A 22,300-nucleotide genomic window follows, 5' to 3' on the forward strand; every position below is an offset into this window, starting at 1 on the left:
TTATGGCAACAACAAAGAAAATTGCCAGTTTAGAATTTGCCCGCATCATCGCAATGTTTGCGATCATTGGGCTTCACTGTCAGATGGCTCTCACGTATTGGCAATGGGATGAAGTACCTTGGGTTGGGTACATGCTTAACCAATTGGCTCGCTTTGCTGTACCACTGTTTTTTCTCATCTCCGGATATCTAATCCAGCCTAAACTCAGTACAAATCCCGTTGAGACACTGAAAAACTACGCCAAGCCTCTGCTCAAAATATGGCTGATTTGGAGTCTGATTTGTCTGTTAATGCCGTTTCGCTGGCAAGTAGTTGCAGAAGCAGGTTACCTCGTCGAGCGACAGGGTTATTGGGATTACCTGATGTCGAACCCAGTGAACTCGCTCTTAGAAGGTGGCTTGGTGCATTTGTGGTTCATTCCTGCACTTGTCATCGCCGTGGCTATTATTGCGTTGCTGGTTCGCATTAACATGGTACAACTGTTGCTTCCTGCGGCGGTATTACTTTACGTCTACGGTGTGTTTGCAGGCAGCTACGTCACACTCACTGAACTACCAACGCCCTTCTTTACACGTAATGGTCCGTTCTTCAGTACTTTATTGGTGGTACTTGGTTACTTAGCAAGACAACATCAGTGGCAATGGTCGCGCAATAACACCATTCGCTTAATACTGATCGGTATGGCACTGCATTTTGGCGAAGCCTATTACCTTGTGAATTATGAAATCGCATTTAACTCACACGACTTCTTGTTTGGTACCGTAATTTGGTCGTTGGGTGTATTCATGTGGCTTCTTGCTCACCCAAACTTCGGCAATATGCCATGGGTATTTAAATGGTCACCGAGCATCCTAGGCATCTACGTGAGCCACCTATTGGTGATCATCATCATGATGAACATCGCAGGTATGTTGGGGCTAGAAAACCTAGCTAAAGACGCCTTTATTTATCCAGTAACGATTGTGGTCACTCTGCTGCTTGTGAAAGGCATCGAAGCCACTCCACTGAAAAAACTATTGCTGCGCTAAATCCATTCAGCACTATGTATGGCTTGCTCTAACACTTTGGGGTTAAAGAAAGCCTCTCAAAAATGAGAGCTCTCTCTCACTCGCCAACATTATCACTTCTAATGCTACGTAATTTGCTTTCACTCACAAAAAACATTGTTCATTTACTTTAGATTTATTCGACATCAACAAAATGCTCATTAAACGGAGGCGGTATGTGGGCAGGTCAAGGACTCGTTCCTTTTTTAGAAATTAGCCATTGGCTAACTTACGGTTTATACGCTGCAGTATTCCTATTTGGCGCTGCAAGTATTGCGTCACTCAGAAAGTAGTGGCGCAAACTACATCAATTCAAAACTCCTACCGTTAATTCGAGCTTTCTCACACTTAACTTATTAATTTGTGGCTAAAATTTCTCCAGTCAGACAAGGAGAAATGTCTATGTCAATCTATCCAATTGTCGCTTTCTACTGCTTACTCTTTTCAAGCCCCAGTTTCGCAGCGTCCACCAGTGACCTCAACCTCGTCAATTCTGCCGTCGGCTATGCCGCACTGATTCTCTTCACCATTGCTTACATTCTGGTGATGCTGGAAGAATACCTGCATATGCGAAAATCCAAACCAGTACTGCTCGCCGCAGGATTAATCTGGATTTTGATTGGGTACACCTTTGCCCAACACAACCAAGCTGACGTCGCTAAAGCCGCACTGGAACACAACCTTCTGGAATACGCCGAACTTTTATTGTTCCTACTAGTAGCGATGACTTACATCAATGCAATGGAAGAGCGGAGGCTGTTTGATGCTCTGCAAGCATGGATGGTCGGTAAAGGTTTCGATTTCAAACAGCTATTTTGGCTTACAGGTGGCTTGGCATTTGTCATTTCACCTATCGCGGATAACTTAACCACGGCCCTGTTAATGTGTGCGGTGGTGATGAAAGTTTCTGGTGATAATCCAAGGTTTGTGAACCTTGCCTGTATTAACATCGTCATTGCGGCGAACGCTGGCGGCGCATTCAGTCCATTTGGTGATATAACGACCCTGATGGTTTGGCAGGCAGGACACGTCAGTTTTGCTGAATTTATGCCGTTGTTTGTTCCGTCATTGATCAACTACGTCATTCCTGCGTTCATCATGTCGTTGTTTGTACCAAACACTAAGCCAGATACGGTCCATGAACATATTGAATTGAAACGTGGAGCAAGACGAATTGTAGGCTTGTTTATTCTCACTATCGCGACGGCGGTATCTTTCCACGCGGTACTTCACTTCCCGCCAGTAATCGGAATGATGATGGGCTTGGCGTACCTGCAGTTTTTCGGTTATTTCCTGCGTCGAACACTAAAACATTCACTTGCTAAAAAAGCGGCCGAAGCGATTGCCAATGGCGATGATTATGCCTTAAAGCGTTTAGGTTCAGTGGTGCCGTTTGATGTATTCCACCGTGTATCACGTGCAGAGTGGGATACTTTACTGTTCTTCTATGGTGTCGTCATGTGTGTCGGCGGTTTGAGTTTGCTCGGTTATCTTGGGTTAGTTTCCAACGTGATGTACACCGAATGGAGCCCAATCTGGGCTAACGTCATGGTGGGGATTCTCTCTGCTATCGTGGATAACATTCCAGTGATGTTTGCTGTATTAACGATGGAGCCAACCATGTCGATGGGGAACTGGCTGTTAGTCACGCTGACTGCAGGCGTGGGTGGTAGCTTGCTTTCGATTGGTTCAGCGGCTGGCGTGGCATTAATGGGGGCAGCAAGGGGACAATACACCTTCTTTGGCCATTTAAAATGGGCACCGGTGATTGCGCTAGGTTATGCCGCAAGTATTGCGGCGCACCTTTGGATGAATGGCAGTTTGTTCACTTAACCTACCTTGATCAATATTGAATATTCTTACCGGTCTGATGGGTGGTTCACGCCATCCATCACCTCAATATCTCCCAGCTCATAAGGATTTACATCTTCTAAGCAACCAACGTTATAACCGTATTTACTCGGGTCAGAACGGCGCTGATGATGCGTGTAGATACCGCATTCACCACAGAAAAAATGCTTAGCCGTGCTGGTATTAAACTGATACAGCTTGAGTGCCTCCTCACCTTGGATGATGCGAATCCCATTCAAAGGTACTGATGCCACAATCGCGCCACGACGTCGGCACATAGAACAATCACAACGTCTAGGCTTCTCGATTCCATTTGGTAACGACAGTTCGATTTGTACTTTTCCGCAATGACAAGAGAGCTTATGCAAAGGCTGAATTGTGGTACTACCCACTTGTTTAATCATGACTTTTTCTTGTTGCTTCAGTGTTCATCTAGCTTAATGTGTAAAGTCTGTTAAACAGTTAACATCCGCGCAATCTAGGTCAAAAACTCGACATCAATCACTTTTCACGACATTTTATTCATCGATTTATCACTATTTGGTTGGCGTTTTGCCAACCGCATCCGTTTTGGTTGTGCGCTTGCAGTTAAAACGGTTTTAAAACCAAGGAAAATACTTTTATGGATAAAGATCATAGCCTTAGAGAGAACCTCTTGGCTCTGACGCTCGGTAGTGCGTTGGTGTCACTTGGGGTTATCTTTTTTAGCAAAGTGGGACTGCTGACAGGTGGCACTGCTGGTCTTGCTATCTTCCTCACTAAAGTGAGTGATTTTAGCTTTGGTCAGATCTTCTTTGCACTGAACCTACCTTTCTACATTTTGTCTGTGATGCGCATGGGTTGGCGTTTTACCATCAACACTTTTATTGCGGTTTCGATCGTGTCCTTTGCGGTAGACCACCTGCACCATGTGATTGAAATTTCTCGTATTGAACCCGTTTACGCCGCCCTCCTCGGTGGAGGCCTGATTGGTATGGGAATGCTGGTAATTTTCCGCCACAAGATGAGCTTGGGCGGTTTCAACATACTGGCACTTTACCTTCAGGAACGCTTTGGCATTCGTGCAGGCAAAGTTCAAATGGCGCTCGACTGCACCATCGTGGTGATGTCTCTATTTATCGTCGATATTCACTTGATCGCCCTATCTATACTTGGCGCGGTGGCGACCAACTTAATCTTGGCAATGAACCACAAACCAGGGCGATATCAGCCAACGCCACAATCGGCATAATCTTCTAACACATGACAAAAACCAAAGCCCCGAGACAAATTCTCGGGGCTTTTCCTTGTCCGCTACATAAGACTACACTAGAGGCGAGTTCTCACAGTATTGTTGGTCCCCTTCAGCCAGCTTGAGCTTGTTTTGTTGGCTTAAGTGATAATGCACCAGCATCAATAAATCATTCGCGTAGAAGAGCTCAAAAGCATCTTCTCCATTTTGTCGACAGATTGCCTCACAGCGATCAGCGTGCACTTTGGCTTGGAGTGGGTTTCCTTCTTTAAGTAGGCTCATGGCTAAACGATATTCTGCGCGCTCTTCTTGCATCCAACCACCAGCAACCTTCCAATTCTCAAGCGCCAATGTTGCAGCCTCTAGCATTCGCTCTACCTGGGCTTCAGAGCGCGTTTCAAGCTCTTCATATTGGCAGGCAAGGTTGTTGCCCGTAATGGCAATTGAACGTGCCAACGGCTCGGCAGTTTGGTCTGAATCTATCCCGTTGGCTGCTTTTGCTAACCATGTGCTAGCTTGCTCTAGCTCGTTCATCGCAGATAGCTCGTTGGCAATCTGAGCAAAAACGCGGCGCTGATCGACATCTTCCAAGTCAACGATATGGTCCGTCGTTTGATCCACAAAGTACTGCGCGACAATTTTGGCTCTCTGACGCACCATACACTGACTCGCTACGCCATTTTCGAGCTTATCTAAACTGGTGAGAAACTGCTTCGGGTCGTGCAGATGACCGATGGAAGTGTGCAGCATCAAGGGTAAGATGCGCTCAGCATGGTTAGTGTCTTCCACCTCACTAAGCGCTTGTTCTAATTGAGTGTATGTTTGTTGTGGCTGCGCTTCATGCTGCTGCCAACTTTGGTTTATGAATGCATCAAAATCCGTTTTGAAAGACATATCCTTATTTTCCTTTTTCATTGCTCTGGATTGCTCTTTAGCTCAACAACCCTACACAAAATCGAAGCAAATAAGGTAAACCTTGCCGGATTCTGAGAATGGCCTCACTTAAAGTGGCGAGCCCTTCTCCAAAGCCAATAATCGCTGTTTGCGCTCTACCCCGCCCGCATAACCAGTGAGCTTGCCACTTTTTCCAATCACACGATGGCACGGCACCACAATCGAAATAGGATTCTTACCGTTCGCCAGTCCCACCGCTCGTACCGCCTTCGGATTGCCGATGGCATTCGCCAAGTCTTGGTAGCTCCATGTTTCACCATAAGGAATGGTCGTTAGCGCATGCCAAACTTGAGTTTGGAAATCAGTGCCTGTCGCTGCAAGTGGCAAGTCAAATTCGTTACGCAGCCCAGCAAAGTATTCTTCCAATTGAGTAACAGTCTGACTGAGCACTGCATGTTGATCATCACGCTCACCCAAATCATCTGGTTTGGTGGTACACGTTTCAAACCAAATTCCGAGCAAACCTTGATCGTTAGCTTGAATGGTCACAGCGCCTAACGGACTTGGCATTACCGTATAAAGTGATTTCATGATTGATTCCATAAGTGAAAAGTCGCGTAACTGCCCCAAGGCGATGCAGTATGAGCATTCAATGACGGATAGTTTGGCATGGCTTTCTTCACCACCAAGTCTTTATCTAAAAAACAATCGGGCTGAGATTGGCCACGCAATTGCGCATAGCTCACCGTCCACGGACCAATGCCTTTTAATTCCAGCCATTGCTGCGGATCGGCTTCTGGGTTTTGCTGCATGTACTGAGCAAATCGCACGAGCGTGTCTTTACGGCTTTGCGGCATACGCAAGAAGCTAACATCGGCATTAGCAATCGCTTCTGGCGTTGGAAAGTGGCGCGCATGCTGATCGCTGCTGAGTGTTTCCACTAACAAGTTAAGTTGCCCAATTGCGGCTTTGACCGACACTTGTTGACCCAACACGGCACGTACACCGGCTTCCCACGCACTCCAGACGCCCGGAATCCGAATCCCGTGGGTTTTCACCAATCCAGGCGCAATGTATTCCAGGTGCTGCTCGACGGTGCAAATATCCGCATCGAGATCGAACATTCGACGCACGCCAGACACAAGGTTTTGCAGCTTAGTAACATCTTCAATATCAAACTCTATCTCAAGGTAGCCCTCCCCTTGAGTAGCCTTGAATCGTGCATGGCAATCATCCAGCACAACATTGCGCTGGTAGGTGTTTTGCGTAACTTGCTCCATCCCCTCAATCGCACGCAGACGATAAAAATCGAGCATGTGTTGCCAGTTCAAAGCACCGCGATAAGGGAGCACGATTCGATTCGTCCCCACGCCATCAAACTCCTTTCTGCGCACTTGAGAAGGCGTTAGCTGAAGGATCTTTTGAAACGCATCATTGAAGCGTCGAGTGCTGTTAAATCCTGCGGCAAAGCCAACTTCAGTGACTGACATCGAACTCGAATGCAGAAGCTGCTTAGCAAACATCAACTGCTGATACTGCGCATATTGCTTAGGTGACATCCCCAAATATTGCTCGAACAGCATGCGCAAATAACGATCTGAGATCCCGAGACGATCGGAGAGATCCGCGAGGGACCTATGGTGCAACTCACCACGATCGATCATTTTGATCGCACGTTGAAATGTGGTTTCAACCCCTTTCCAAGCCCATGATCCTGGCGCACTGTCTGGGCGGCAACGTAAGCAAGGGCGGTATCCGGCCTTCAGTGCCTGCGTCTTGTCAGTGAAGTACTCAACGTTTTCCTCTTTGGGCAGATTGGCTGGACAAATTGGTCGACAAAAAATCCCAGTGGTTTTGACTGCAACGTAGAAACGACCGTCAAAACGGCTGTCACGTGCCATGCGCGCTTTTTGGCACTGCTCGAACGTCAACAATGTATGGGGATGGATAAGCATGATGCTGTCCTTGCTTTCGCATTGGGTGCTCTATAGAGCCGCATGTTAGGTTACAACTCAAACGGTATAACTTCATTGTAGAACGAAGGGTTACTGTAAATTAGCCATTTTCGGAACTCAATATTGAGAATTTTTGGCATTAGTAAATTTGTGCACTAGAGTTAAATCAGAACAACACAACAACGTCGGCTAAAGGGAATTGGCATGGACTTACATACGTGCGTGATTGTACTTAGAAATCACAAGGTTATTACCAGTAAATCAGTCGAGCACTCTATAGGGATTATTGAGCGCGACTCTGATAACGAGATTTCAGAAATTCAAATCAATGCGTCGGATGGTGTGAGTATACGCACCTACCACTACCATAGCGTAGAGGACTCGCTTGAAAGCTTAATGAATCTTTAAACACTCCTTTCTCCCTTGTTAATCGTAAAAACAAAAGAGCACAGAAATGTGCTCTTTTTTTGCTCAGTATTTACGACATTCTTATTTCAAAATACAAAACACGATCGGAAAGTTATTCGAAATGTTGCGACTTCCATAAACAAAAACACCATAGTAACGAACAATAAAAAGATCCTAAAATTAGCCTAAAATCCTGTATTTGTTACGTTAAAAATGTTCCATCAAATTTCTCGAACGAGAGCATCAAATTGTCCCGATTTTTTCTTCTGAACCCACTACCTAAACTTGCTCCAACAACAAAGGGGCGATCACCCCAAATAAGTAGAGTTTCCGAGGAAGGATAAAATCATGAAAGCACTGCTACACAAAATCACGACTTCAAATGCAGGTTACAGCGCACTCACCCTTCGCATTCCGGTTGGCATTATATTTATGGCGCACGGTGCACAAAAACTTTTCGGCTGGTTTGGCGGATACGGCCTTGAAGCAACAGGTCAGTGGATGGCATCGATCGGTTTAGGCCCAGGCATGTTGATGGCACTTCTTGCGGGCAGCGCAGAATTCTTTGGTGGCTTATTCATCTTGCTTGGTCTTCTAACTCGACCAGCGGCTGTAGCTCTGGCATTCACCATGGTGATTGCGATTTTCTCGGTTCATTTCAAGAATGGTTTGTTCATGTCGAACAACGGTTACGAATTTGGTCTCGCATTACTGGCAGCTTGCGTTTCTCTCGCATTTTCTGGCGCAGGCAAAGCAGCACTGGATGGCACACTTCATCAAAAACTGGCGTAAAGCAGGTTCGTCATGGGCCTAAATTCTGCCATGACTCTCGCTTCAAGCATCACACTGAATTTATAAACATCTGTAAATTTACGCAAACCAATACAAAAAGCCCCTTGGTTTATACCAAAGGGCTTTCGTTTAAATTTGCACTGGATCGCAAAAGCAGAAATTACTCGTCTGCCGGAATGTCCGCAATTTGCTGCAAGCTGTACGCCGTTAACGGGTCAATCTCTTTCACGATTTCTTCAACCTGCTTAATCGCTTCTACAGACGTGCTGGCTTTGCGATAGCTCAAATAGATAGGACGGTACCAATCTTCTACGCCAGATACCTTGTGAAGCTGCCCGCTTGCAATGAACGGCTCAACCAGAGACACCGGTAGGTAAGCACTGCCGCCCTTCTCCAAAACGAAGTCTAACGCGATACGCGCGGTAGAAGTGCGAAGGTAAGGCGCAGGGATTTTAGGGTGGCGTTCTGCATGCTCAGACGCAAAGCGTGTGCCCCAATCTACGTAAACGTATTTCTGCTCAAATACGGTTTCTAAACAATCTGGCTTAGTTGAAACCAACACAAGCACCACATCAGCGACTTTTTTACAGTTCAGCTCATCCGCTTTAATTTGGTCGAAAGCAAACGCCATATCTAGCGTGCGCTCAAGCAGGCTGCGGCTTAGCATCTCACGGCCCATGACTTCCGCCATAAAGCCATAACCGCCGAAAGAGTCAGTAACAACACTTAGACAGTTTTGTAAGTAAGCATCCCAAATGTTTGGCGTTCCCCCCATGGTCAGCTGTAACGCTTTACCATCTTCGAGGGATAATTCGAGCTTGGCTTGCTGCAAAGTGGTAACCATCACCTCTGCATAGCCTATTAAACGCTCACCTGCGGAGGTCAACTTTATGTTATTTCGATCACGAATAAACAACTGCGTATCGAAATAACTTTCCAATTGTTTGATGCGTGCGCTCACCGCAGCTTGTGTAATATACAAGTTCTCAGCAGCTCGTCCGAAGTGACGAACCTTTGCCAGCTCTAAAAATGTTCGAAAGACCTTTACATCCATAAACCATCTCCTGGTCAATATAAAACCAGATTAACAACTAATTAAAATTTTGACGACAAAAAAGTTTTGTTTTTCTTTTGTTAGCTTTGCGCCTAATTTTCGCCGTAATTCATCACATTCATCAATAACGGTTACAGAGGCTGTTGATATGTCTGACACTGAATTTCGTCATGGCAAAAAACGTTTTTACGACAACGTAAAATTCCCACGCGGCTTTGCAAAGTCTGGCGATTTTACTCTTTCAGAAGAGGAAATCCTAACAATTTATGGGGATACTATGCTTGGCTTAGAGTCAGGCGAGTTGACACCTGAGAACAGCGAAGAAAAACACTTCGTAAAAGTTCTCGAAAACCCAGGCAAAGCGAAAACTAAGATCGAGCGCACTTGGCTAAAATACGTACAGCTAGCTCGTGGTCGCAAGCGCTTCCACACGCTAAATGGACGTAACAAACAAGAAGCGACAGATGATTATGCGGAAGAGAGCCTAGCAGAAGACGATTAATCGAATAGCCGAGCTATAATGCTTGGCTAAGCCGCCAAAAAATACAACTTGGTGGTGTTGCAAAACCATTTCTTTTCCAAAAGCCCAAAGGTGACATTCCTAAGGGCTTTTCATTTTTTCCGAACAACTATTTGGCGAGCGATTATTTCGCCAACATGGCTACCTTCTTCAAGAAGCTGTCTTTCAGATGCTCTTGGTCATATTCCAAATGATAGGTGTTGTGGAACCCCACCGTAAGCTCCACACCATTGCCCCTCAGAAACACGTTATAGCCATCGTAATCAGAATAGGCCTCTATCCCTTCATACATCTTGCCAAACTCAGTAGGCGTGCCGTTGTTCATCACACATTCGTATGCTTGGAGCACTTTGGTTGCGTCTAATTCGTTTTTCATTGCGATTCCCTCAGCAATAAACACACTTAAAGTATGGATAAGGAAGAAACGCCGTGCCACACCATAGATTGCGTGAGATCATAACTTCGGCATTTTTCTTCCCTTTCTCCTACGCAACTCCATTCAATTCGGCTCGCTCGTTCAGCCAAAAAACTTAATTTCAGTCATAAATTTTACATGCTAATCAACTAGGCTTGCTTCACGGCTTTGCATAGATTCAACTCGAAGCAAACGTAAAAATCGCCCAGAAAAGCAACATTGGTTAAAGAAAAAGCAAATTTTTGACCTAAAACAATAGCAGTTCAACATTACTTATTTTATAATGCGAATTAATGTTTCAGAACATCTTAAATTCCAATAACTAGGGGCACAAAATGAGACTTATCCCGTTAGCTCAAGCAGCACAAGTAGGCAAGTGGGCAGCAGCACACATCGCTAAGCGCATCAACGACTTCAAACCAACTGCTGAGCGTCCGTTCGTTCTGGGTCTACCTACAGGTGGCACTCCTCTAGCAACTTACAAAGCATTGATCGAACTTTACCAAGCTGGTGAAGTGAGCTTCGAACACGTTGTAACTTTCAACATGGACGAATACATCGGTATCCCTGCGGATCACCCAGAATCATACCGTTCATTCATGTACACCAACTTCTTCAACCACGTAAACATCCAAGAAGCGAACATCAACCTTCTTAACGGTAACGCGGAAGATCACGAAGCGGAATGCCAACGCTACGAAGACAAAATCAAGTCTTACGGCAAGATCAACCTATTCATGGGCGGCGTAGGTAACGACGGTCACATCGCATTCAACGAGCCAGCATCTTCTCTGTCTTCTCGCACTCGCATCAAGACACTAACTGAAGACACTCGTATCGCGAACTCTCGTTTCTTCGATGGCGACATCAACCAAGTTCCTAAGTACGCACTAACTATCGGTGTTGGCACACTACTAGACGCTCAAGAAGTGATGATCCTAGTAACAGGTCACAACAAAGCACTTGCTCTACAAGCAGCAGTAGAAGGCAGCGTAAACCACCTATGGACGGTTTCTGCACTTCAACTACACCCTAAAGCAGTGATCGTTTGTGATGAGCCTTCACAACAAGAGCTTAAAGTGAAGACAGTTAAGTACTTCTCTGAGCTAGAAGCGGAAAACATCAAAGGTTTCTAATCCTTCGGGTAACAACCAAAGATAAACGCTGAATACACAAAACCCGTGAGTCATCACGGGTTTTTTCGTTTTTAAAGACTGGCAGGTTTGAAGGTGTAGGAATTTAAACAACCGTTAGCGAGGCGTTTAATAAGCTTGAATACCAAATTGGCGCAGACGTTTTGGCAATACCTCATCGAGTTTATCTAACTCACTCGGTTCGACCTCAATGAGGTTGAAGTTATGCTGCTCGTAAACCGCACGAATCTTCTCTCGCTCCGCTTCTAACATCTCGCCAGAATCGCTGCCCCAAAACTGCAAATAGACTTTGCCGCCTGGTAGGTAGAAATCGCTTGTCACGTCTTGGTCGATCGGCAGTTGGCGCTCGTAAGCATGCACCACACCAGCCAAATACAGCCAGTTATCGATCAGAAGCTCCCCTTTAGAACGAACGTAGTGTCCGTCCAATGTGCGGTGCTTGGCTTCAAACTTCTGGCGAAAACTAGAAAACGACTTATCTGTGGAATGGGACTCGGCATCTTGACCTAAAAACTCAATCACAGACTGCTTAAGACGCTTGTTACGCAGCACTACGTCGTGCCACACCACAAAGGTGTTCTGCGACTCTTTATCGGCTCTCTGTTGACCACCAGCGCGAATTCCGGCTTCGGTTAAGCTCCAACCTTCTTCGGATTTGCTGATCCAGCCTAACTCACTTAACAGCTGGTTCATGCGCTTGGCATTGAGCTTCAGCTTCTCGCCCAACTGGGTTGCGCTGTAGGTTTTGCCAGACGTAGCAGCAAGCTCGATGTGCAAGTTGGTCGGCCAAACAATGAACTGACCAAATTTAGGGTGATCGACATAATCACCACCGAACTTGGCGCCCTCTTCGGTCAAAATCCATTTCTCGTCTTGGCGAACGATGTAGCCTGCACGTTTCAGATCAGCAAACAGCAGCTTGGCTTCTATCTGACGCATTTTTGCCAGCGCCGACGTCGATATTTTTTCAGACACGATTCATGCCTCCTGCTACTGTTTGAAATAAGGTAATGACTTGGATATTAACGCATTGATTTCATTGCTTGAAGTAAGAATAGTTGGGATTTTCTATCCACAACAAAAAAGGAGCACTTTGGCTCCTTTCTCTACATCAAATTGAATCGGCTTAATTATTCGCGAGTTTGGCAAACTTGCTGTAGGTACTGATTTTGCCATTGATGTACTCGATACCACTGTGCACATTGTTTTCTGTATGACCAACAATTTGGTATTCGACGATGAATTCACCGCTGATGACTTTGATGAACAAGAAGCCGTCGCTGACCTTCCATAAGCCCTGTAAACCACGCTCACTGAACAAGTCTTTTTCCACCAACGTGCCATTTGGTTTGAGCTCTAAAATCGATGAGAAACCGTCGACGTTCACTTTTACCCAAGGTTGTTGATGCACTTCGTAGCTGAGGATTTTGCGGCGTGTCTTCGCCCACTCACGCAGTTCTTGCTCTTGCGCTGGGGTGAGAATTGGCAGGTCTTCCATCTCCAATAGGGTGTGATGTTTTTCGTACCAGAAAAGTTGCAGATGGAGTAATTTCATTCAGATTAACGGGGTTTCATAACGACAAAGCGCAACTTTGCGCCAACCCTGATGGTAAGTCAACCAATGAAACGAAAGAGTGCAGTTTTCACGAGGGTTAAAAACTGCACGTTCCCACGATGGGAAAACGGTGCCCAATAACGAGCACCGGAGCATGTAAGTGTCTATACGACCCAGAAAGAATTATGCGGCAAACAACCTTGGTAATTCCGCATGATCACACGCTTGATTTAAGCGCTGCTGTGCGGTTTGAATGTGCGCACGCCAATGTTCATCTTGCGCCCACATCTCAATCACCAGTGGCACGACGCAGTCTGTCTCTTTGAGTGTGCGGAAGATGGCATCGAAGTTCACTTCACCATCACCAATCACCAGATCGCGGAACTGACCTTTGTATTCTGGCGTCACGCGATACGTGTCTTTAAGGTGGATTTGGGTAATGTGTGGCTTACTCAATTTCAGCTCAGTACACACGTCATAGTTCCAACCAGAGATATTGCCCACGTCTGGATAAGCAGTGAAATACGGCGAATTCACTTCGCGATTGAGCACCTCAAACTTACTCAATGAGTTGAGGTAATCAGTGTCCATAATTTCAACAGCAAGCATCACGCCTGCGCGCTCAGCCAGTTTCGCTGCTTCCTTCATACCTTCAATAAAACGCAAATGCGTGGCACGGTTTGCTGGTTCGTAATACACATCGTAGCCAGCTAATTGAATAGTACGGACGCCAAGTTTGTACGCCAATGCGATCGCCTTTTCCATGTGCAGCAAGGCTTGCTCGCGAATCTTCGGATCAGCCGAGCCAAACGGGAACTTGCGGTGCGCGCTCAAACACATTGACTGCAATGGCATGCCGTAGCGTTCACACTGGTGACGCAGGGCATAAATCGTCTCGTCATCCCAATCTAAGCGGCTGCGGCGCTCGTCTGATTCATCCACCGAGATCTCAAGAAAGTCGAAGCCTAATTCTTTGGTCACGCTGAGCTTTTCTTCCCAGCCCAACTCGTTCGGCAACGCTTTCTCATACAAGCCAACACGATGACGTTGTAGGTTCTGATACATGTCGCCCCCTAGTTCCAGTAACGGTCGATTTGCGCTTTTAATGCTTCTGCGGTTTCTTGCCCTTTGTCGCCCGCCAATGCACGACCTGCGATAAAGGTTTTCGCTTTGATGCCTTCGAACAGGTAGATGTCTTCTGGCACGATACCGCCCGTGATAGAGAGCTCGATACCTAGCTCAGAGAGTTGACGCATCTTGTTGATGTCAGCATCTGTCCAGCCAATCCCTGCCAACTCTGCATCGCGAGAACGGTGGTAAATCGCTTGAGTGATACCGAGATCCACCCACGCTTGCGCATCTTCCATCGTCCAGTTGCCGTAGATTTCGATTTGGATTTCGCCGCTAAACTCATCCGCGACTTTCTTACACGCTTCGATGGTCGCAATATGCGCTGCGGCTGAAACCGTAATCCAGTCAGCGCCTGCTTCAAACGCCATGCGAGACAAAATCGCGCCACCATCGGTGGTTTTCATATCACACACCAGAATGTGGTCTGGATGGTTCTTACGTAACGTCGAGACCGCATTCATCCCTTCTGCAAACGCGAGAATGGTGCCCACTTCAATCACATCAACGTAGCTGTGTACATTGCTTGCAACCGCCACGGCGTCAGTTAGGTTAGTTTGGTCTAGAGCGATTTGAATCATTGGTTTGGTCATGATGCTTATCCTTGAATTTTTTCACGTATCAGGCGAGCTAAGCCGTCGTTATTGTTATCGGTTTCGCACACCAAACGGGCGCTTGAGCGTACCGTCTCGTCTGCGTTATTCATGGCAACGCCTAATCCGGCGTAACGGAGCATGGAAATATCATTGTGGTTATCGCCCACGGCAATGACATGATTCGGGTGATAACCCAGCTCAGAAACGTATTCCGCCAGTCTTAAGCCTTTGCTGTTGCCTTTTGCTGCGAAGTCGATGCGATTCGACCACGAGCGTTCGCCGTTAAATTTCTCTTTCACCCATGGGTTTTCAATCAAGCGTTCTACCGAGCTTGGTAAGCCTTCCACCACGAATTTCCACACGAACTCGGTATTGCGCACTTCTTCGCTGAACGAGTCGATTTTGTAGATCTTTGGTTGGAGGTGCTCAGGCGCGGTTTTCGCCCACTTTTCCAACGCTTCCATGTAGTGAATTGGGTTGTAGTTTGAGTACGTCATGGCACCGGTTACGTACATCACCATCTTGACCTGAAACTCCTTCGCCAAGGCGATGAACGTCAGCGCATCTTCCTTATCGATAGAGTTGTGCTTGAGCACTCGGTCATTGTGGTAGTCATAAACATAAGTGCCGTTGCAGCAGATGATAGGCGTGGTAAGACCCAACTCATCGTAATACGGGCGTGCCGCGGTGTGATGGCGTCCGGTGACAATCACCACGTGACACTTCTGCTGCGCTTCTTGAATCGCTTTTTTCACCTCTGGGTGAATGCTGTGGTCATCGGTGAGGACAGTTCCGTCTAAATCTAAAGCAAGCACTTTGTACATGTCGTTACCTCTGCCCGTAGTAGGCGTTTTCACCGTGCTTACGCAGGTAGTGTTTGTCTGAAAGCTCAGGCTGGATCTTGATGCCGCTGTTGAGTGAACGCGTTGCTAATGCCATGGCAGAAATCTCTTCCAATACCACCGCGTTATGCACGGCATCGTCAGCGTTAGTTCCCCAAGAGAAAGGCGCATGCCCTGCTACAATAACGCTTGGCACAGCCATTGGGTCGATGCGGCGTTGACGAAACTCTTCCACTATCACTAAGCCGGTGTTCTTCTCGTACTCTTCGGCAATTTCACGTTGTGAGAGCTTACGAGTACACGGAATGTCGCCGTAGAAGTAATCGGCATGAGTCGTGCCCAACGCCGGAATATCAATTCCCGCTTGCGCCCAAATCGTCGCGCTGCGTGAGTGGGTGTGCACCACGCCGCCCACTTGTGGGAACGCTTTGTAGATCTCAATGTGGGTCGCGGTATCGCTGGATGGATTCATGTTGCCTTCCACCACATTGCCGTCTAAATCCACCACCACAATGTGCTCAGCGCGCATGCCATCGTATTCCACCCCTGACGGTTTAATCGCAATCACGCCGCGCTCGCGGTCAATCTCAGACACGTTGCCCCAGGTGAAGGTCACCAAGCCGTATTTCGGCAGTTTTAGGTTGGCTTCGAGCACACGTTGTTTCAGTTCGCTGTACATGATTTCTCCTTAGGCAGTGACAGCCAGAGCTTCATCAATCACGTTGAATACATCGGTTTTGCTGCGGCAACGGCGAAGCTTGTCCAAATCCACGCCCGTTTCGCTGTCTTCATCATCCAGCACTTGGGTCACTTCCATCAGACCTTCCATGTGCTCGTCTGAAGAGCTGCCCGCTAGCGTGATTAGCACATCAACTGGCTCGTCTTCGCCTTCAAAGTAGATTGGCTCTTCTAGCGTAACCAGTGCGAAAGCAGTACGAATCACGCCGTTTTCTGGTCGTGCGTGTGGCAGAGCTAAGTTAGGTGCTATGCAGATGTAAGGACCCAACTCTTCCACGCTGCTGATGATGGCATCGTGGTAAGAAGGCTGAATCGCACCAGAGGCAATCAACATGTCCGTACCAATCTTGATTGCTTCACGCCAGTTAGACGCTTTTGCTTGCAGTTTGATTGAGTTGTTGTCGATCAGTGATTGTTTTAATCCCATTGTTCTATCTCCAGTTTGGGTGCCGTGACTTTGGCTGTCCGAAGCTCGGCACCACTGTTGTTATCCGCTGTTTGTTATTGGTTTCTTATCTCTTCATTGAGAGAAGTATTTGGTCATGCTGTTTTATTTTGCTGGTACAAAGTTTTTATTGATGATGTCGAGTAGCTCGTCCCCGAAGGAGTTAGGGTTAAGCATGTTTTGCACCCCGAGTACAAACTTGCCTTCACCTGGCTCCATCTCCGCAGACAGGTGCTTCGATGATACGATGATGTCCGTGCTCGCAAGCTTCGACTTGTAGTCCGACACTGCGCATGAGTCCATCACATGAGGAATGCCTTTCTTCTCTAGGTATTTGCCGATCTTCATTTTCATCATCATCGATGAGCCTTGACCGTTACCACATACCGCTAGGATGCTTACTGGGCGCAGACCGTCGCTCGCTTTGATTGCTTGCTCTACCGCTTCAATCACTTCTGGTTCTTCACTGATTTCTACTGTGCCTTGCGCGTCCTCTTCAGCACGTAGCTTGCGAGAAGCGAAGAACATGTAAACCAGAGACAGACCAACAAGAACGAAGAAGAACATTTTCGATGCAGACAGACCCTGCATGATTGGTGGGAATACAAGCGCCCAGTCAGCCATGCCCATCCAGCCGTTGAATTCTGTGCCGTGTTGGCTAAATAGGTGGATAGCCCAAGCAGAACCTAGTACCTCGATGATGCCCATCACGAAACAGATCTTCATCACCGCTTTCCAGCCACCGAAGTGGTTAGCAAATACGCCGATGGTCGCGTTAGAGAAGAACATTGGGATGAAGCCAGGGATGATCATGATTGGCGCATCGAATGCCAGCATTGCCAGTACTGCCGCGAATTGACCAAGCGCACCCCACATGAAACCAAATACCATTGCGTTTGGAGAGAATGCGTAGATAGCCGCACAGTCAATCGCCAATACCGCGTTTGGAATCACGCGCTCAGAGATGCCTTTGAACGCTTCAGACAGCTCAGCAACGAACATACGTACACCGGCAACAATCACCTGAATCGCAACAGCGAATTTCAGACCCGTTTCTAAGATGTAGATAGTCCAGTGTGTGGTGCCCGCCATTTCTTGAAGGTTATCAAGACCGAATGAAAGCAGAATAATGCCGAAGAACACCGTCATCACGATCGCTGTTGCTGCGATGCTGTCATGGAAGATGTGTAGCCATTTAGGCAATTCTAGGTGGTCAACGCTGTCGTTCTTATCACCCAGTTTTGGCGCTACTTTTGTTGCAATCCAAGACGCGACCTGTTGTTGGTGACCAATAGAGAAGCCCGCCCCGCCGGTGACTTCTTCAGTTGGCTTGAACATGATGTTGGAGGAGATGCCCCAGTACAGCGCCATTAACACCGCAGAGTAAATGATGGTTTCCCACATGCTTGCGCCAAGCACAAAGTAGAACACGGCAATCAGACCTGCTTGCTGGAACATGATGTGACCAGTCAGCATGATGGTGCGGATACCCGTGTAGCGGCGGAACAGTACCAAGAGGATGTTGATACCTAATGCTAATAGAACGGCGTAACCCACCCAAGAGTAGTTGTCGCCCATCGCTTCCATGGTAGACATCATGGAGGTGTAAGGGTCAATGACCGAGCCGGTTAGCCCGTGGTATTCGGAAAGTTTGGAGATCACAGGTTTGAAGCCAGCAACTAGGGTGCCCGCACCCACTTGAACCAGCATGAAACCCACGATCGTTTTGATGGAACCTTTAATGATGGTGGTGGCGTCTCTTCTCAGCAACCAATAGCCAATGCATGTTACCAAACCCAGCAGTAGTGGGGCTTTGGTCATAACTTGGCTGTAAAAAATATAGAAGATGTCGTACAAGAACTCCATATCTTTACCCCTAGAGTGTTTTTTATTTGTAATCGTATGTAGGTCAGAGTGATTCCATCTGATGTCGTAGAATCTACTCAGTTTTTGCTCACGAAATAAACTCTAACAATCAAAAGTAATCACGCAATGCTCATTTGTGATTATTTTGATATTTATCAATTTTGCCCTCCAAAAAACCCTACAAATGGTAAGCGGATCACACACAAAAACAAAATAACCAATAAATACAATAGCTTATAAATTCTTGTGATGAAGTTCAGATTTTCATCAGTCTTGAATTTGACAATCAAGAGCGTGATTAATAGAATCAAAACAAATCACAAGTAATCACCAAATAATCACTAGATACACATTTCGGTGAATTTGAATCAAATAGGGTGATGGGTATGAATGAAGTACAAAGACACAATGGCATTCTGTCTTTATTAGAAGAAAATCAGACGATTAACGTCTCACACATTATTGAGAGCTTTAACGTCTCTCCAGCGACGGCTCGCCGTGATATTTCTAAGCTGGATGAGCTAGGCAAACTGCGCAAAGTACGCAACGGCGCAGAACGCGTCGAAGCAGAAAAGAAAAAATGGTCACCGCTGAACATCAACAGCACTGAGCATTACGAAGAAAAATCCTTGATTGCGATGCAAGCCGCTGAGCTTTGTCAGCCTGGCGATAGCGTGGTCATCAACTGCGGTTCGACCGCTTTCCTACTAGGGCAGAAGTTGTGTGGGCAAGACGTACAGATCGTCACCAACTACTTCCCATTGGCAAGCTACCTGATCAATGAAGACCATGACGATGTGATCATCATTGGCGGTCAATACAACCGTTCACAAAAACTGTTCTTAAATCCGGCGCCCAACTCGCTTGGCAGTTACGCAGGCAATTGGATGTTCACTTCTGGCAAAGGTTTAACCGAAGCCGGACTCTACAAAGCCGACATGTTAACCGCGGTGGCTGAGCAGCAAATGCTTGAGCAAATCGACAAGCTCGTCGTCGTCGTAGACAGCTCCAAAGTGGGTCACAGAACGGGCATGTTGTTCTGTCCTACCGAGAAAATCGACATTCTGATCACTGGCAAAAACGCCAACCCAGAAGTCATCAAAGCGATAGAAGCAAAAGGGACACAGGTCATTCTGGTCTAACGCGCCCTAGCCTCTTTCTCAAATAAATAAAAATAATTCAGCTCAGTGCCTTAACCACAAATTAAGGCGCTCGGCTCCCTACATCCCAAATTTAATAAAAATTGTGAAACAAAAAGGTGTTGCTATGAGTAAAGTAAATGAAATCACTCGTGAATCTTGGATCCTAAATACATTCCCTGAGTGGGGTACCTGGTTAAACGAAGAGATCGAAAATACGGTGGTAGAACCAAATACATTCTCGATGTGGTGGCTAGGTTGTACAGGTATCTGGTTGAAGAGTGAGGGCAACACCAACATCTCTATCGACTTCTGGTGTGGTACGGGCAAAAAGACGCAAAAGAACGCTTTCATGAAGAACCAGCACCAAATGATGCGTATGGGCGGTGTCGAAGCGCTGCAACCAAATCTACGTACTGCTATCTTCCCACTTGACCCATTTGCTATCCAAGAGATCGACGCAGTAATGGCATCCCATGACCACGCTGACCATATCGACGTTAACGTTGCGGCAGCGGTACTGCAAAACTGTGGTGACCACGTGAAGTTCATCGGTCCACAAGCGTGTGTCGATTTATGGATGGGCTGGGGCGTGCCAGAAGAGCGTTGTGTGGTCGCGAAAGTGGGCGATGTGCTTGAAGTCGGCGACATGAAGATCCGCGTACTGGATTCATTCGACCGTACTGCACTTGTCACGCTGCCAGAGGGCACTTCTTCTTACGATAAAGAAATCCTCGACGGCATGGACAAACGTGCGGTAAACTACCTGATTGAAACTTCAGGCGGCTCGGTTTACCACTCTGGTGACTCGCACTACTCGAACTACTACGCCGCACACGGCAACGAATACCAAATCGACGTAGCACTGTTGTCATTCGGTGAAAACCCACGCGGCGTGACTGACAAGATGACGTCTTCTGACATCCTACGTGCAGCAGAATCATTGAATTGTGATGTCGTGATGCCATTCCACCACGATATTTGGGCGAACTTCCAAAACGACCCACGCGAAATCGAAGTGTTGTGGAACATGAAGAAAGACCGTCTGCAATACAAGTTCGCACCGTTCTTCTGGCAAGTGGGAGGCAAATACACCTTCCCTACCGATAAAGGTCGCATGCACTACCAGCACTTCCGTGGCTTTAGCGACATCTTCAAAAACGAACCAGAACTGCCATACAAAGCGTTCTTGTAATTCCGTCGCAACGTCAGACAGCGAAAACCAAAAGGGCTCTCAATTGAGTCCTTTTTTATTGCAGAAACCGCAGATTATACAGAGCGCATTTTCTGCGACGATTAGCATTCGCTATCTAATAAGTAGGAGAGCTTTCAGAGAGGCTAACGCTCTCAAAAACCCTAGACGCTAGTGCACATCTACAAGCATTTTAATAAACGCCAACTTCGCTCCAATTTACGCTCAATATCGGCAATACCCATCTAAACCTTCTTAAACAAAATACTTATTATTTAGTAGGTTAGATATCAACAATCGACAAAAATCATTTGATGTACTGCTTACAAGTCCAATGTTAAATTGGTTTCGGTTAGTACATCCGAGTGCAATGTGTGACTGCGTTCGATGTCGCTTAAGTGTCAAATCTCCAAGGATGGAGTACCCATCAGACACTTGAGTTCCACTTGATGTATGCTCTTATTTTTAATATCAAAAAGGACTCACTAAGAGTCCTTTTTTCGTTTAGACAACCGTTAATCTCAGATAGCACGCAAACCGCGTCAAACTTCGACTCGTCATTAATGGGTTAGTTGATAATGAGTCGAGCGTTAATCGGCTGGATAGGGCGATTGTTCTTGCCCATGATGTCCATAAACGCTTTCACTTGCGCTGCAGATACCGTTTGAACCTCTTTTAGTACCAACCAACGAACACCTTCAGAACACGGAGGTGTCGTTAACGAACCATTGAATCGGTAGTAGCTGTGCTTAGAAGGAACAAGAGACTTGATGCTCACGGGTTCAAAGCTGGTTGTTTTGCCTTTTTTAAAGTCATGGTTTAGCAACTTCTCCAGTGTTGGGTTTTCATCTCCTAGCTTATAGAAGACTGCCACAACCGCTAGATTGCCATCCTTATCGGCATGAACAAAGTGTGCCTCTAGCGGGTACTCTTTTCCGTTGATGTGGTTTTCAGATGGTGTATGGAAGTGAAACTGAGAAAGCGTGAACTTTTTATCGTCAACCAGTAGCGTGTTATTGCCTTCAACATCGGCTTGCAGAGTATGACCATTATCAATAGCAGAAACGGCATCACCTAAATAGTTGATGTTGATTTCATCCATAATACCCAACACGGCTGATTGAATATTAACAGGGCTTTGGTTCTTACCTTGCTGGCAATCTTCAGAGAACTTGCCCCAAAACTCAGGTCCATTCTCGCCTTCGTATCCCCAATGCGCAGCATGTGCTGCAGAGCTCAATAAAAGGCTAATCGCTAACACTGATTTCTTCATCTTATCCTCATTTAATAAATTAAGAAAAATCAGATAATTAGTAAAGCCTCAAAGTCATCACTGTGTCAGATAAATATAAATACACCCATAATCAACATTTATCAAAATGAATTAAGCAAATATTTAAACCACTTTGGGACTGAACTAACAGTGAGATTTGTATTTCACCATCAGACTAGATTATTTCAACATAAAAGAATTACAGC

General features: G+C 46.5%; 24 protein-coding genes. 9 read left to right on the forward strand and 15 right to left on the reverse strand.

All coding sequences use genetic code 11. The features are described 5' to 3' along the window. Positions 1-2 precede the first annotated feature (2 nt). Together BCT11_RS10745 and nhaD are read left to right on the forward strand one after the other, a co-directional pair. A complete protein-coding gene (locus BCT11_RS10745; protein ID WP_042605943.1) occupies positions 3-1,028 on the forward strand; it encodes an acyltransferase family protein in 1,026 nt (341 codons plus the stop codon). 420 nt (positions 1,029-1,448) lie between these two features. Next, complete coding sequence (gene nhaD / locus BCT11_RS10750; protein WP_102388304.1) at positions 1,449-2,879, forward strand: sodium:proton antiporter NhaD; 1,431 nt, start codon at positions 1,449-1,451, stop codon at positions 2,877-2,879. 26 nt (positions 2,880-2,905) lie between these two features. Here the strand turns inward: nhaD and BCT11_RS10755 are convergent, their stop codons facing one another. Continuing rightward, positions 2,906-3,301, reverse strand: a complete 396-nt coding sequence (locus BCT11_RS10755) for a GFA family protein (RefSeq protein WP_102388305.1) — start codon at positions 3,299-3,301, stop codon at positions 2,906-2,908. A gap of 218 nt (positions 3,302-3,519) precedes the next feature. Between BCT11_RS10755 and BCT11_RS10760 the strand changes: the two genes are divergently transcribed. Next, entirely contained in the window at positions 3,520-4,128 is a 609-nt protein-coding gene (locus tag BCT11_RS10760) for a YitT family protein (RefSeq protein ID WP_038880163.1), read from the forward strand. Positions 4,129-4,200: 72 nt separating this feature from the next. On the opposite strand, the gene BCT11_RS10765 is transcribed toward BCT11_RS10760, so the two are convergent. The 3 genes from BCT11_RS10765 to BCT11_RS10775 all read right to left on the reverse strand — a co-directional run bounded on the left by BCT11_RS10765 (position 4,201) and on the right by BCT11_RS10775 (position 6,977). Continuing rightward, positions 4,201-5,022 carry a hypothetical protein gene (locus BCT11_RS10765; protein ID WP_042605945.1) on the reverse strand — a complete coding sequence of 274 codons (822 nt, stop codon included), beginning with the start codon at positions 5,020-5,022 and terminating at the stop codon, positions 4,201-4,203. 108 nt (positions 5,023-5,130) lie between these two features. Next, positions 5,131-5,613, reverse strand: coding sequence for a methylated-DNA--[protein]-cysteine S-methyltransferase (locus BCT11_RS10770; RefSeq protein WP_005434707.1), 483 nt, complete (start codon positions 5,611-5,613; stop codon positions 5,131-5,133). Then, positions 5,610-6,977, reverse strand: coding sequence for an AlkA N-terminal domain-containing protein (locus tag BCT11_RS10775; RefSeq protein ID WP_038869794.1), 1,368 nt, complete (start codon positions 6,975-6,977; stop codon positions 5,610-5,612). Before BCT11_RS10775 ends, BCT11_RS10770 begins: the two co-directional genes overlap by 4 nt. A gap of 204 nt (positions 6,978-7,181) precedes the next feature. On the opposite strand from BCT11_RS10775, the gene BCT11_RS10780 reads away from it, so the two are divergent. Both BCT11_RS10780 and BCT11_RS10785 read left to right on the forward strand, forming a co-directional pair. Further along, on the forward strand, positions 7,182-7,385 hold the full coding sequence (locus tag BCT11_RS10780; RefSeq protein ID WP_038869796.1) for a hypothetical protein: 204 nt from the start codon (positions 7,182-7,184) through the stop codon (positions 7,383-7,385). A 348-nt stretch (positions 7,386-7,733) separates the two neighbouring features. Then, positions 7,734-8,177 carry a DoxX family protein gene (locus BCT11_RS10785; RefSeq protein ID WP_039973804.1) on the forward strand — a complete coding sequence of 148 codons (444 nt, stop codon included), beginning with the start codon at positions 7,734-7,736 and terminating at the stop codon, positions 8,175-8,177. Between the two features lie 160 nt (positions 8,178-8,337). Here the strand turns inward: BCT11_RS10785 and BCT11_RS10790 are convergent, their stop codons facing one another. Next, entirely contained in the window at positions 8,338-9,231 is an 894-nt protein-coding gene (locus BCT11_RS10790) for a LysR family transcriptional regulator (RefSeq protein ID WP_038869799.1), read from the reverse strand. Between the two features lie 148 nt (positions 9,232-9,379). Here BCT11_RS10790 and BCT11_RS10795 point away from each other — a divergent pair, with 148 nt between their 5' ends. Next, positions 9,380-9,733, forward strand: a complete 354-nt coding sequence (locus tag BCT11_RS10795; RefSeq protein ID WP_038869800.1) for a DUF413 domain-containing protein — start codon at positions 9,380-9,382, stop codon at positions 9,731-9,733. 142 nt (positions 9,734-9,875) lie between these two features. Here the strand turns inward: BCT11_RS10795 and BCT11_RS10800 are convergent, their stop codons facing one another. Continuing rightward, on the reverse strand, positions 9,876-10,127 hold the full coding sequence (locus tag BCT11_RS10800) for a DUF3081 domain-containing protein (protein WP_038880154.1): 252 nt from the start codon (positions 10,125-10,127) through the stop codon (positions 9,876-9,878). Positions 10,128-10,501: 374 nt separating this feature from the next. Here BCT11_RS10800 and nagB point away from each other — a divergent pair, with 374 nt between their 5' ends. Continuing rightward, on the forward strand, positions 10,502-11,302 hold the full coding sequence (nagB, locus tag BCT11_RS10805; RefSeq protein WP_038869802.1) for a glucosamine-6-phosphate deaminase: 801 nt from the start codon (positions 10,502-10,504) through the stop codon (positions 11,300-11,302). 126 nt (positions 11,303-11,428) lie between these two features. Here nagB and BCT11_RS10815 read toward each other — a convergent pair whose 3' ends face one another. From BCT11_RS10815 to BCT11_RS10850, 8 genes are all read right to left on the reverse strand, one after another. After that, positions 11,429-12,295 (reverse strand): glycerol kinase, encoded by an 867-nt coding sequence (locus BCT11_RS10815; protein WP_042600332.1) that lies wholly within the window; start codon positions 12,293-12,295, stop codon positions 11,429-11,431. 151 nt (positions 12,296-12,446) lie between these two features. After that, on the reverse strand, positions 12,447-12,875 hold the full coding sequence (locus tag BCT11_RS10820; protein ID WP_005434695.1) for a hypothetical protein: 429 nt from the start codon (positions 12,873-12,875) through the stop codon (positions 12,447-12,449). 183 nt (positions 12,876-13,058) lie between these two features. Beyond that, a complete protein-coding gene (locus BCT11_RS10825) occupies positions 13,059-13,940 on the reverse strand; it encodes an L-ribulose-5-phosphate 3-epimerase (protein ID WP_102388306.1) in 882 nt (293 codons plus the stop codon). A gap of 8 nt (positions 13,941-13,948) precedes the next feature. Further along, positions 13,949-14,596, reverse strand: a complete 648-nt coding sequence (locus BCT11_RS10830; RefSeq protein ID WP_038880142.1) for a 3-keto-L-gulonate-6-phosphate decarboxylase UlaD — start codon at positions 14,594-14,596, stop codon at positions 13,949-13,951. Positions 14,597-14,601: 5 nt separating this feature from the next. After that, positions 14,602-15,423 carry a Cof-type HAD-IIB family hydrolase gene (locus BCT11_RS10835; protein WP_102388307.1) on the reverse strand — a complete coding sequence of 274 codons (822 nt, stop codon included), beginning with the start codon at positions 15,421-15,423 and terminating at the stop codon, positions 14,602-14,604. 4 nt (positions 15,424-15,427) lie between these two features. Further along, the gene (locus tag BCT11_RS10840) at positions 15,428-16,120 is read right to left on the reverse strand and encodes an L-ribulose-5-phosphate 4-epimerase (RefSeq protein ID WP_009696581.1); all 693 of its coding nucleotides are present in this window, start codon (positions 16,118-16,120) and stop codon (positions 15,428-15,430) included. Positions 16,121-16,129: 9 nt separating this feature from the next. Then, positions 16,130-16,606: a PTS sugar transporter subunit IIA gene (locus tag BCT11_RS10845; RefSeq protein WP_009702554.1), complete on the reverse strand. Its 477-nt coding sequence runs from the start codon at positions 16,604-16,606 to the stop codon at positions 16,130-16,132. Positions 16,607-16,729: 123 nt separating this feature from the next. Beyond that, positions 16,730-18,490, reverse strand: a complete 1,761-nt coding sequence (locus BCT11_RS10850) for a PTS ascorbate-specific subunit IIBC (protein WP_005434683.1) — start codon at positions 18,488-18,490, stop codon at positions 16,730-16,732. Positions 18,491-18,876: 386 nt separating this feature from the next. Between BCT11_RS10850 and ulaR the strand changes: the two genes are divergently transcribed. Both ulaR and ulaG read left to right on the forward strand, forming a co-directional pair. Beyond that, entirely contained in the window at positions 18,877-19,632 is a 756-nt protein-coding gene (ulaR, locus tag BCT11_RS10855; RefSeq protein WP_005448893.1) for an HTH-type transcriptional regulator UlaR, read from the forward strand. A gap of 124 nt (positions 19,633-19,756) precedes the next feature. Beyond that, positions 19,757-20,824, forward strand: coding sequence for an L-ascorbate 6-phosphate lactonase (ulaG, locus tag BCT11_RS10860; RefSeq protein WP_045422910.1), 1,068 nt, complete (start codon positions 19,757-19,759; stop codon positions 20,822-20,824). 565 nt (positions 20,825-21,389) lie between these two features. On the opposite strand, the gene BCT11_RS10865 is transcribed toward ulaG, so the two are convergent. Continuing rightward, entirely contained in the window at positions 21,390-22,094 is a 705-nt protein-coding gene (locus BCT11_RS10865; RefSeq protein ID WP_102388308.1) for a carbonic anhydrase family protein, read from the reverse strand. Positions 22,095-22,300: the final 206 nt, after the last annotated feature.

It is taken from the genome of Vibrio sp. 10N.222.52.B12, from assembly GCF_002875385.1.
GTDB classification, from domain to species: Bacteria; Pseudomonadota; Gammaproteobacteria; order Enterobacterales; family Vibrionaceae; genus Vibrio; species Vibrio jasicida.

Bases quoted from the DNA above. Each gene is read 5' to 3' on its own strand.
- BCT11_RS10745 (WP_042605943.1), top strand. From the start codon at position 3: ATGGCAACAACAAAGAAAATTGCCAGTTTAGAATTTGCCCGCATCATC.
- nhaD (WP_102388304.1), top strand. From the start codon at position 1,449: ATGTCAATCTATCCAATTGTCGCTTTCTACTGCTTACTCTTTTCAAGC.
- BCT11_RS10755 (WP_102388305.1), bottom strand. From the start codon at position 3,301: ATGATTAAACAAGTGGGTAGTACCACAATTCAGCCTTTGCATAAGCTC.
- BCT11_RS10760 (WP_038880163.1), top strand. From the start codon at position 3,520: ATGGATAAAGATCATAGCCTTAGAGAGAACCTCTTGGCTCTGACGCTC.
- BCT11_RS10765 (WP_042605945.1), bottom strand. From the start codon at position 5,022: ATGTCTTTCAAAACGGATTTTGATGCATTCATAAACCAAAGTTGGCAG.
- BCT11_RS10770 (WP_005434707.1), bottom strand. From the start codon at position 5,613: ATGAAATCACTTTATACGGTAATGCCAAGTCCGTTAGGCGCTGTGACC.
- BCT11_RS10775 (WP_038869794.1), bottom strand. From the start codon at position 6,977: ATGCTTATCCATCCCCATACATTGTTGACGTTCGAGCAGTGCCAAAAA.
- BCT11_RS10780 (WP_038869796.1), top strand. From the start codon at position 7,182: ATGGACTTACATACGTGCGTGATTGTACTTAGAAATCACAAGGTTATT.
- BCT11_RS10785 (WP_039973804.1), top strand. From the start codon at position 7,734: ATGAAAGCACTGCTACACAAAATCACGACTTCAAATGCAGGTTACAGC.
- BCT11_RS10790 (WP_038869799.1), bottom strand. From the start codon at position 9,231: ATGGATGTAAAGGTCTTTCGAACATTTTTAGAGCTGGCAAAGGTTCGT.
- BCT11_RS10795 (WP_038869800.1), top strand. From the start codon at position 9,380: ATGTCTGACACTGAATTTCGTCATGGCAAAAAACGTTTTTACGACAAC.
- BCT11_RS10800 (WP_038880154.1), bottom strand. From the start codon at position 10,127: ATGAAAAACGAATTAGACGCAACCAAAGTGCTCCAAGCATACGAATGT.
- nagB (WP_038869802.1), top strand. From the start codon at position 10,502: ATGAGACTTATCCCGTTAGCTCAAGCAGCACAAGTAGGCAAGTGGGCA.
- BCT11_RS10820 (WP_005434695.1), bottom strand. From the start codon at position 12,875: ATGAAATTACTCCATCTGCAACTTTTCTGGTACGAAAAACATCACACC.
- BCT11_RS10825 (WP_102388306.1), bottom strand. From the start codon at position 13,940: ATGTATCAGAACCTACAACGTCATCGTGTTGGCTTGTATGAGAAAGCG.
- BCT11_RS10830 (WP_038880142.1), bottom strand. From the start codon at position 14,596: ATGACCAAACCAATGATTCAAATCGCTCTAGACCAAACTAACCTAACT.
- BCT11_RS10835 (WP_102388307.1), bottom strand. From the start codon at position 15,423: ATGTACAAAGTGCTTGCTTTAGATTTAGACGGAACTGTCCTCACCGAT.
- BCT11_RS10840 (WP_009696581.1), bottom strand. From the start codon at position 16,120: ATGTACAGCGAACTGAAACAACGTGTGCTCGAAGCCAACCTAAAACTG.
- BCT11_RS10845 (WP_009702554.1), bottom strand. From the start codon at position 16,606: ATGGGATTAAAACAATCACTGATCGACAACAACTCAATCAAACTGCAA.
- BCT11_RS10850 (WP_005434683.1), bottom strand. From the start codon at position 18,490: ATGGAGTTCTTGTACGACATCTTCTATATTTTTTACAGCCAAGTTATG.
- ulaR (WP_005448893.1), top strand. From the start codon at position 18,877: ATGAATGAAGTACAAAGACACAATGGCATTCTGTCTTTATTAGAAGAA.
- ulaG (WP_045422910.1), top strand. From the start codon at position 19,757: ATGAGTAAAGTAAATGAAATCACTCGTGAATCTTGGATCCTAAATACA.
- BCT11_RS10865 (WP_102388308.1), bottom strand. From the start codon at position 22,094: ATGAAGAAATCAGTGTTAGCGATTAGCCTTTTATTGAGCTCTGCAGCA.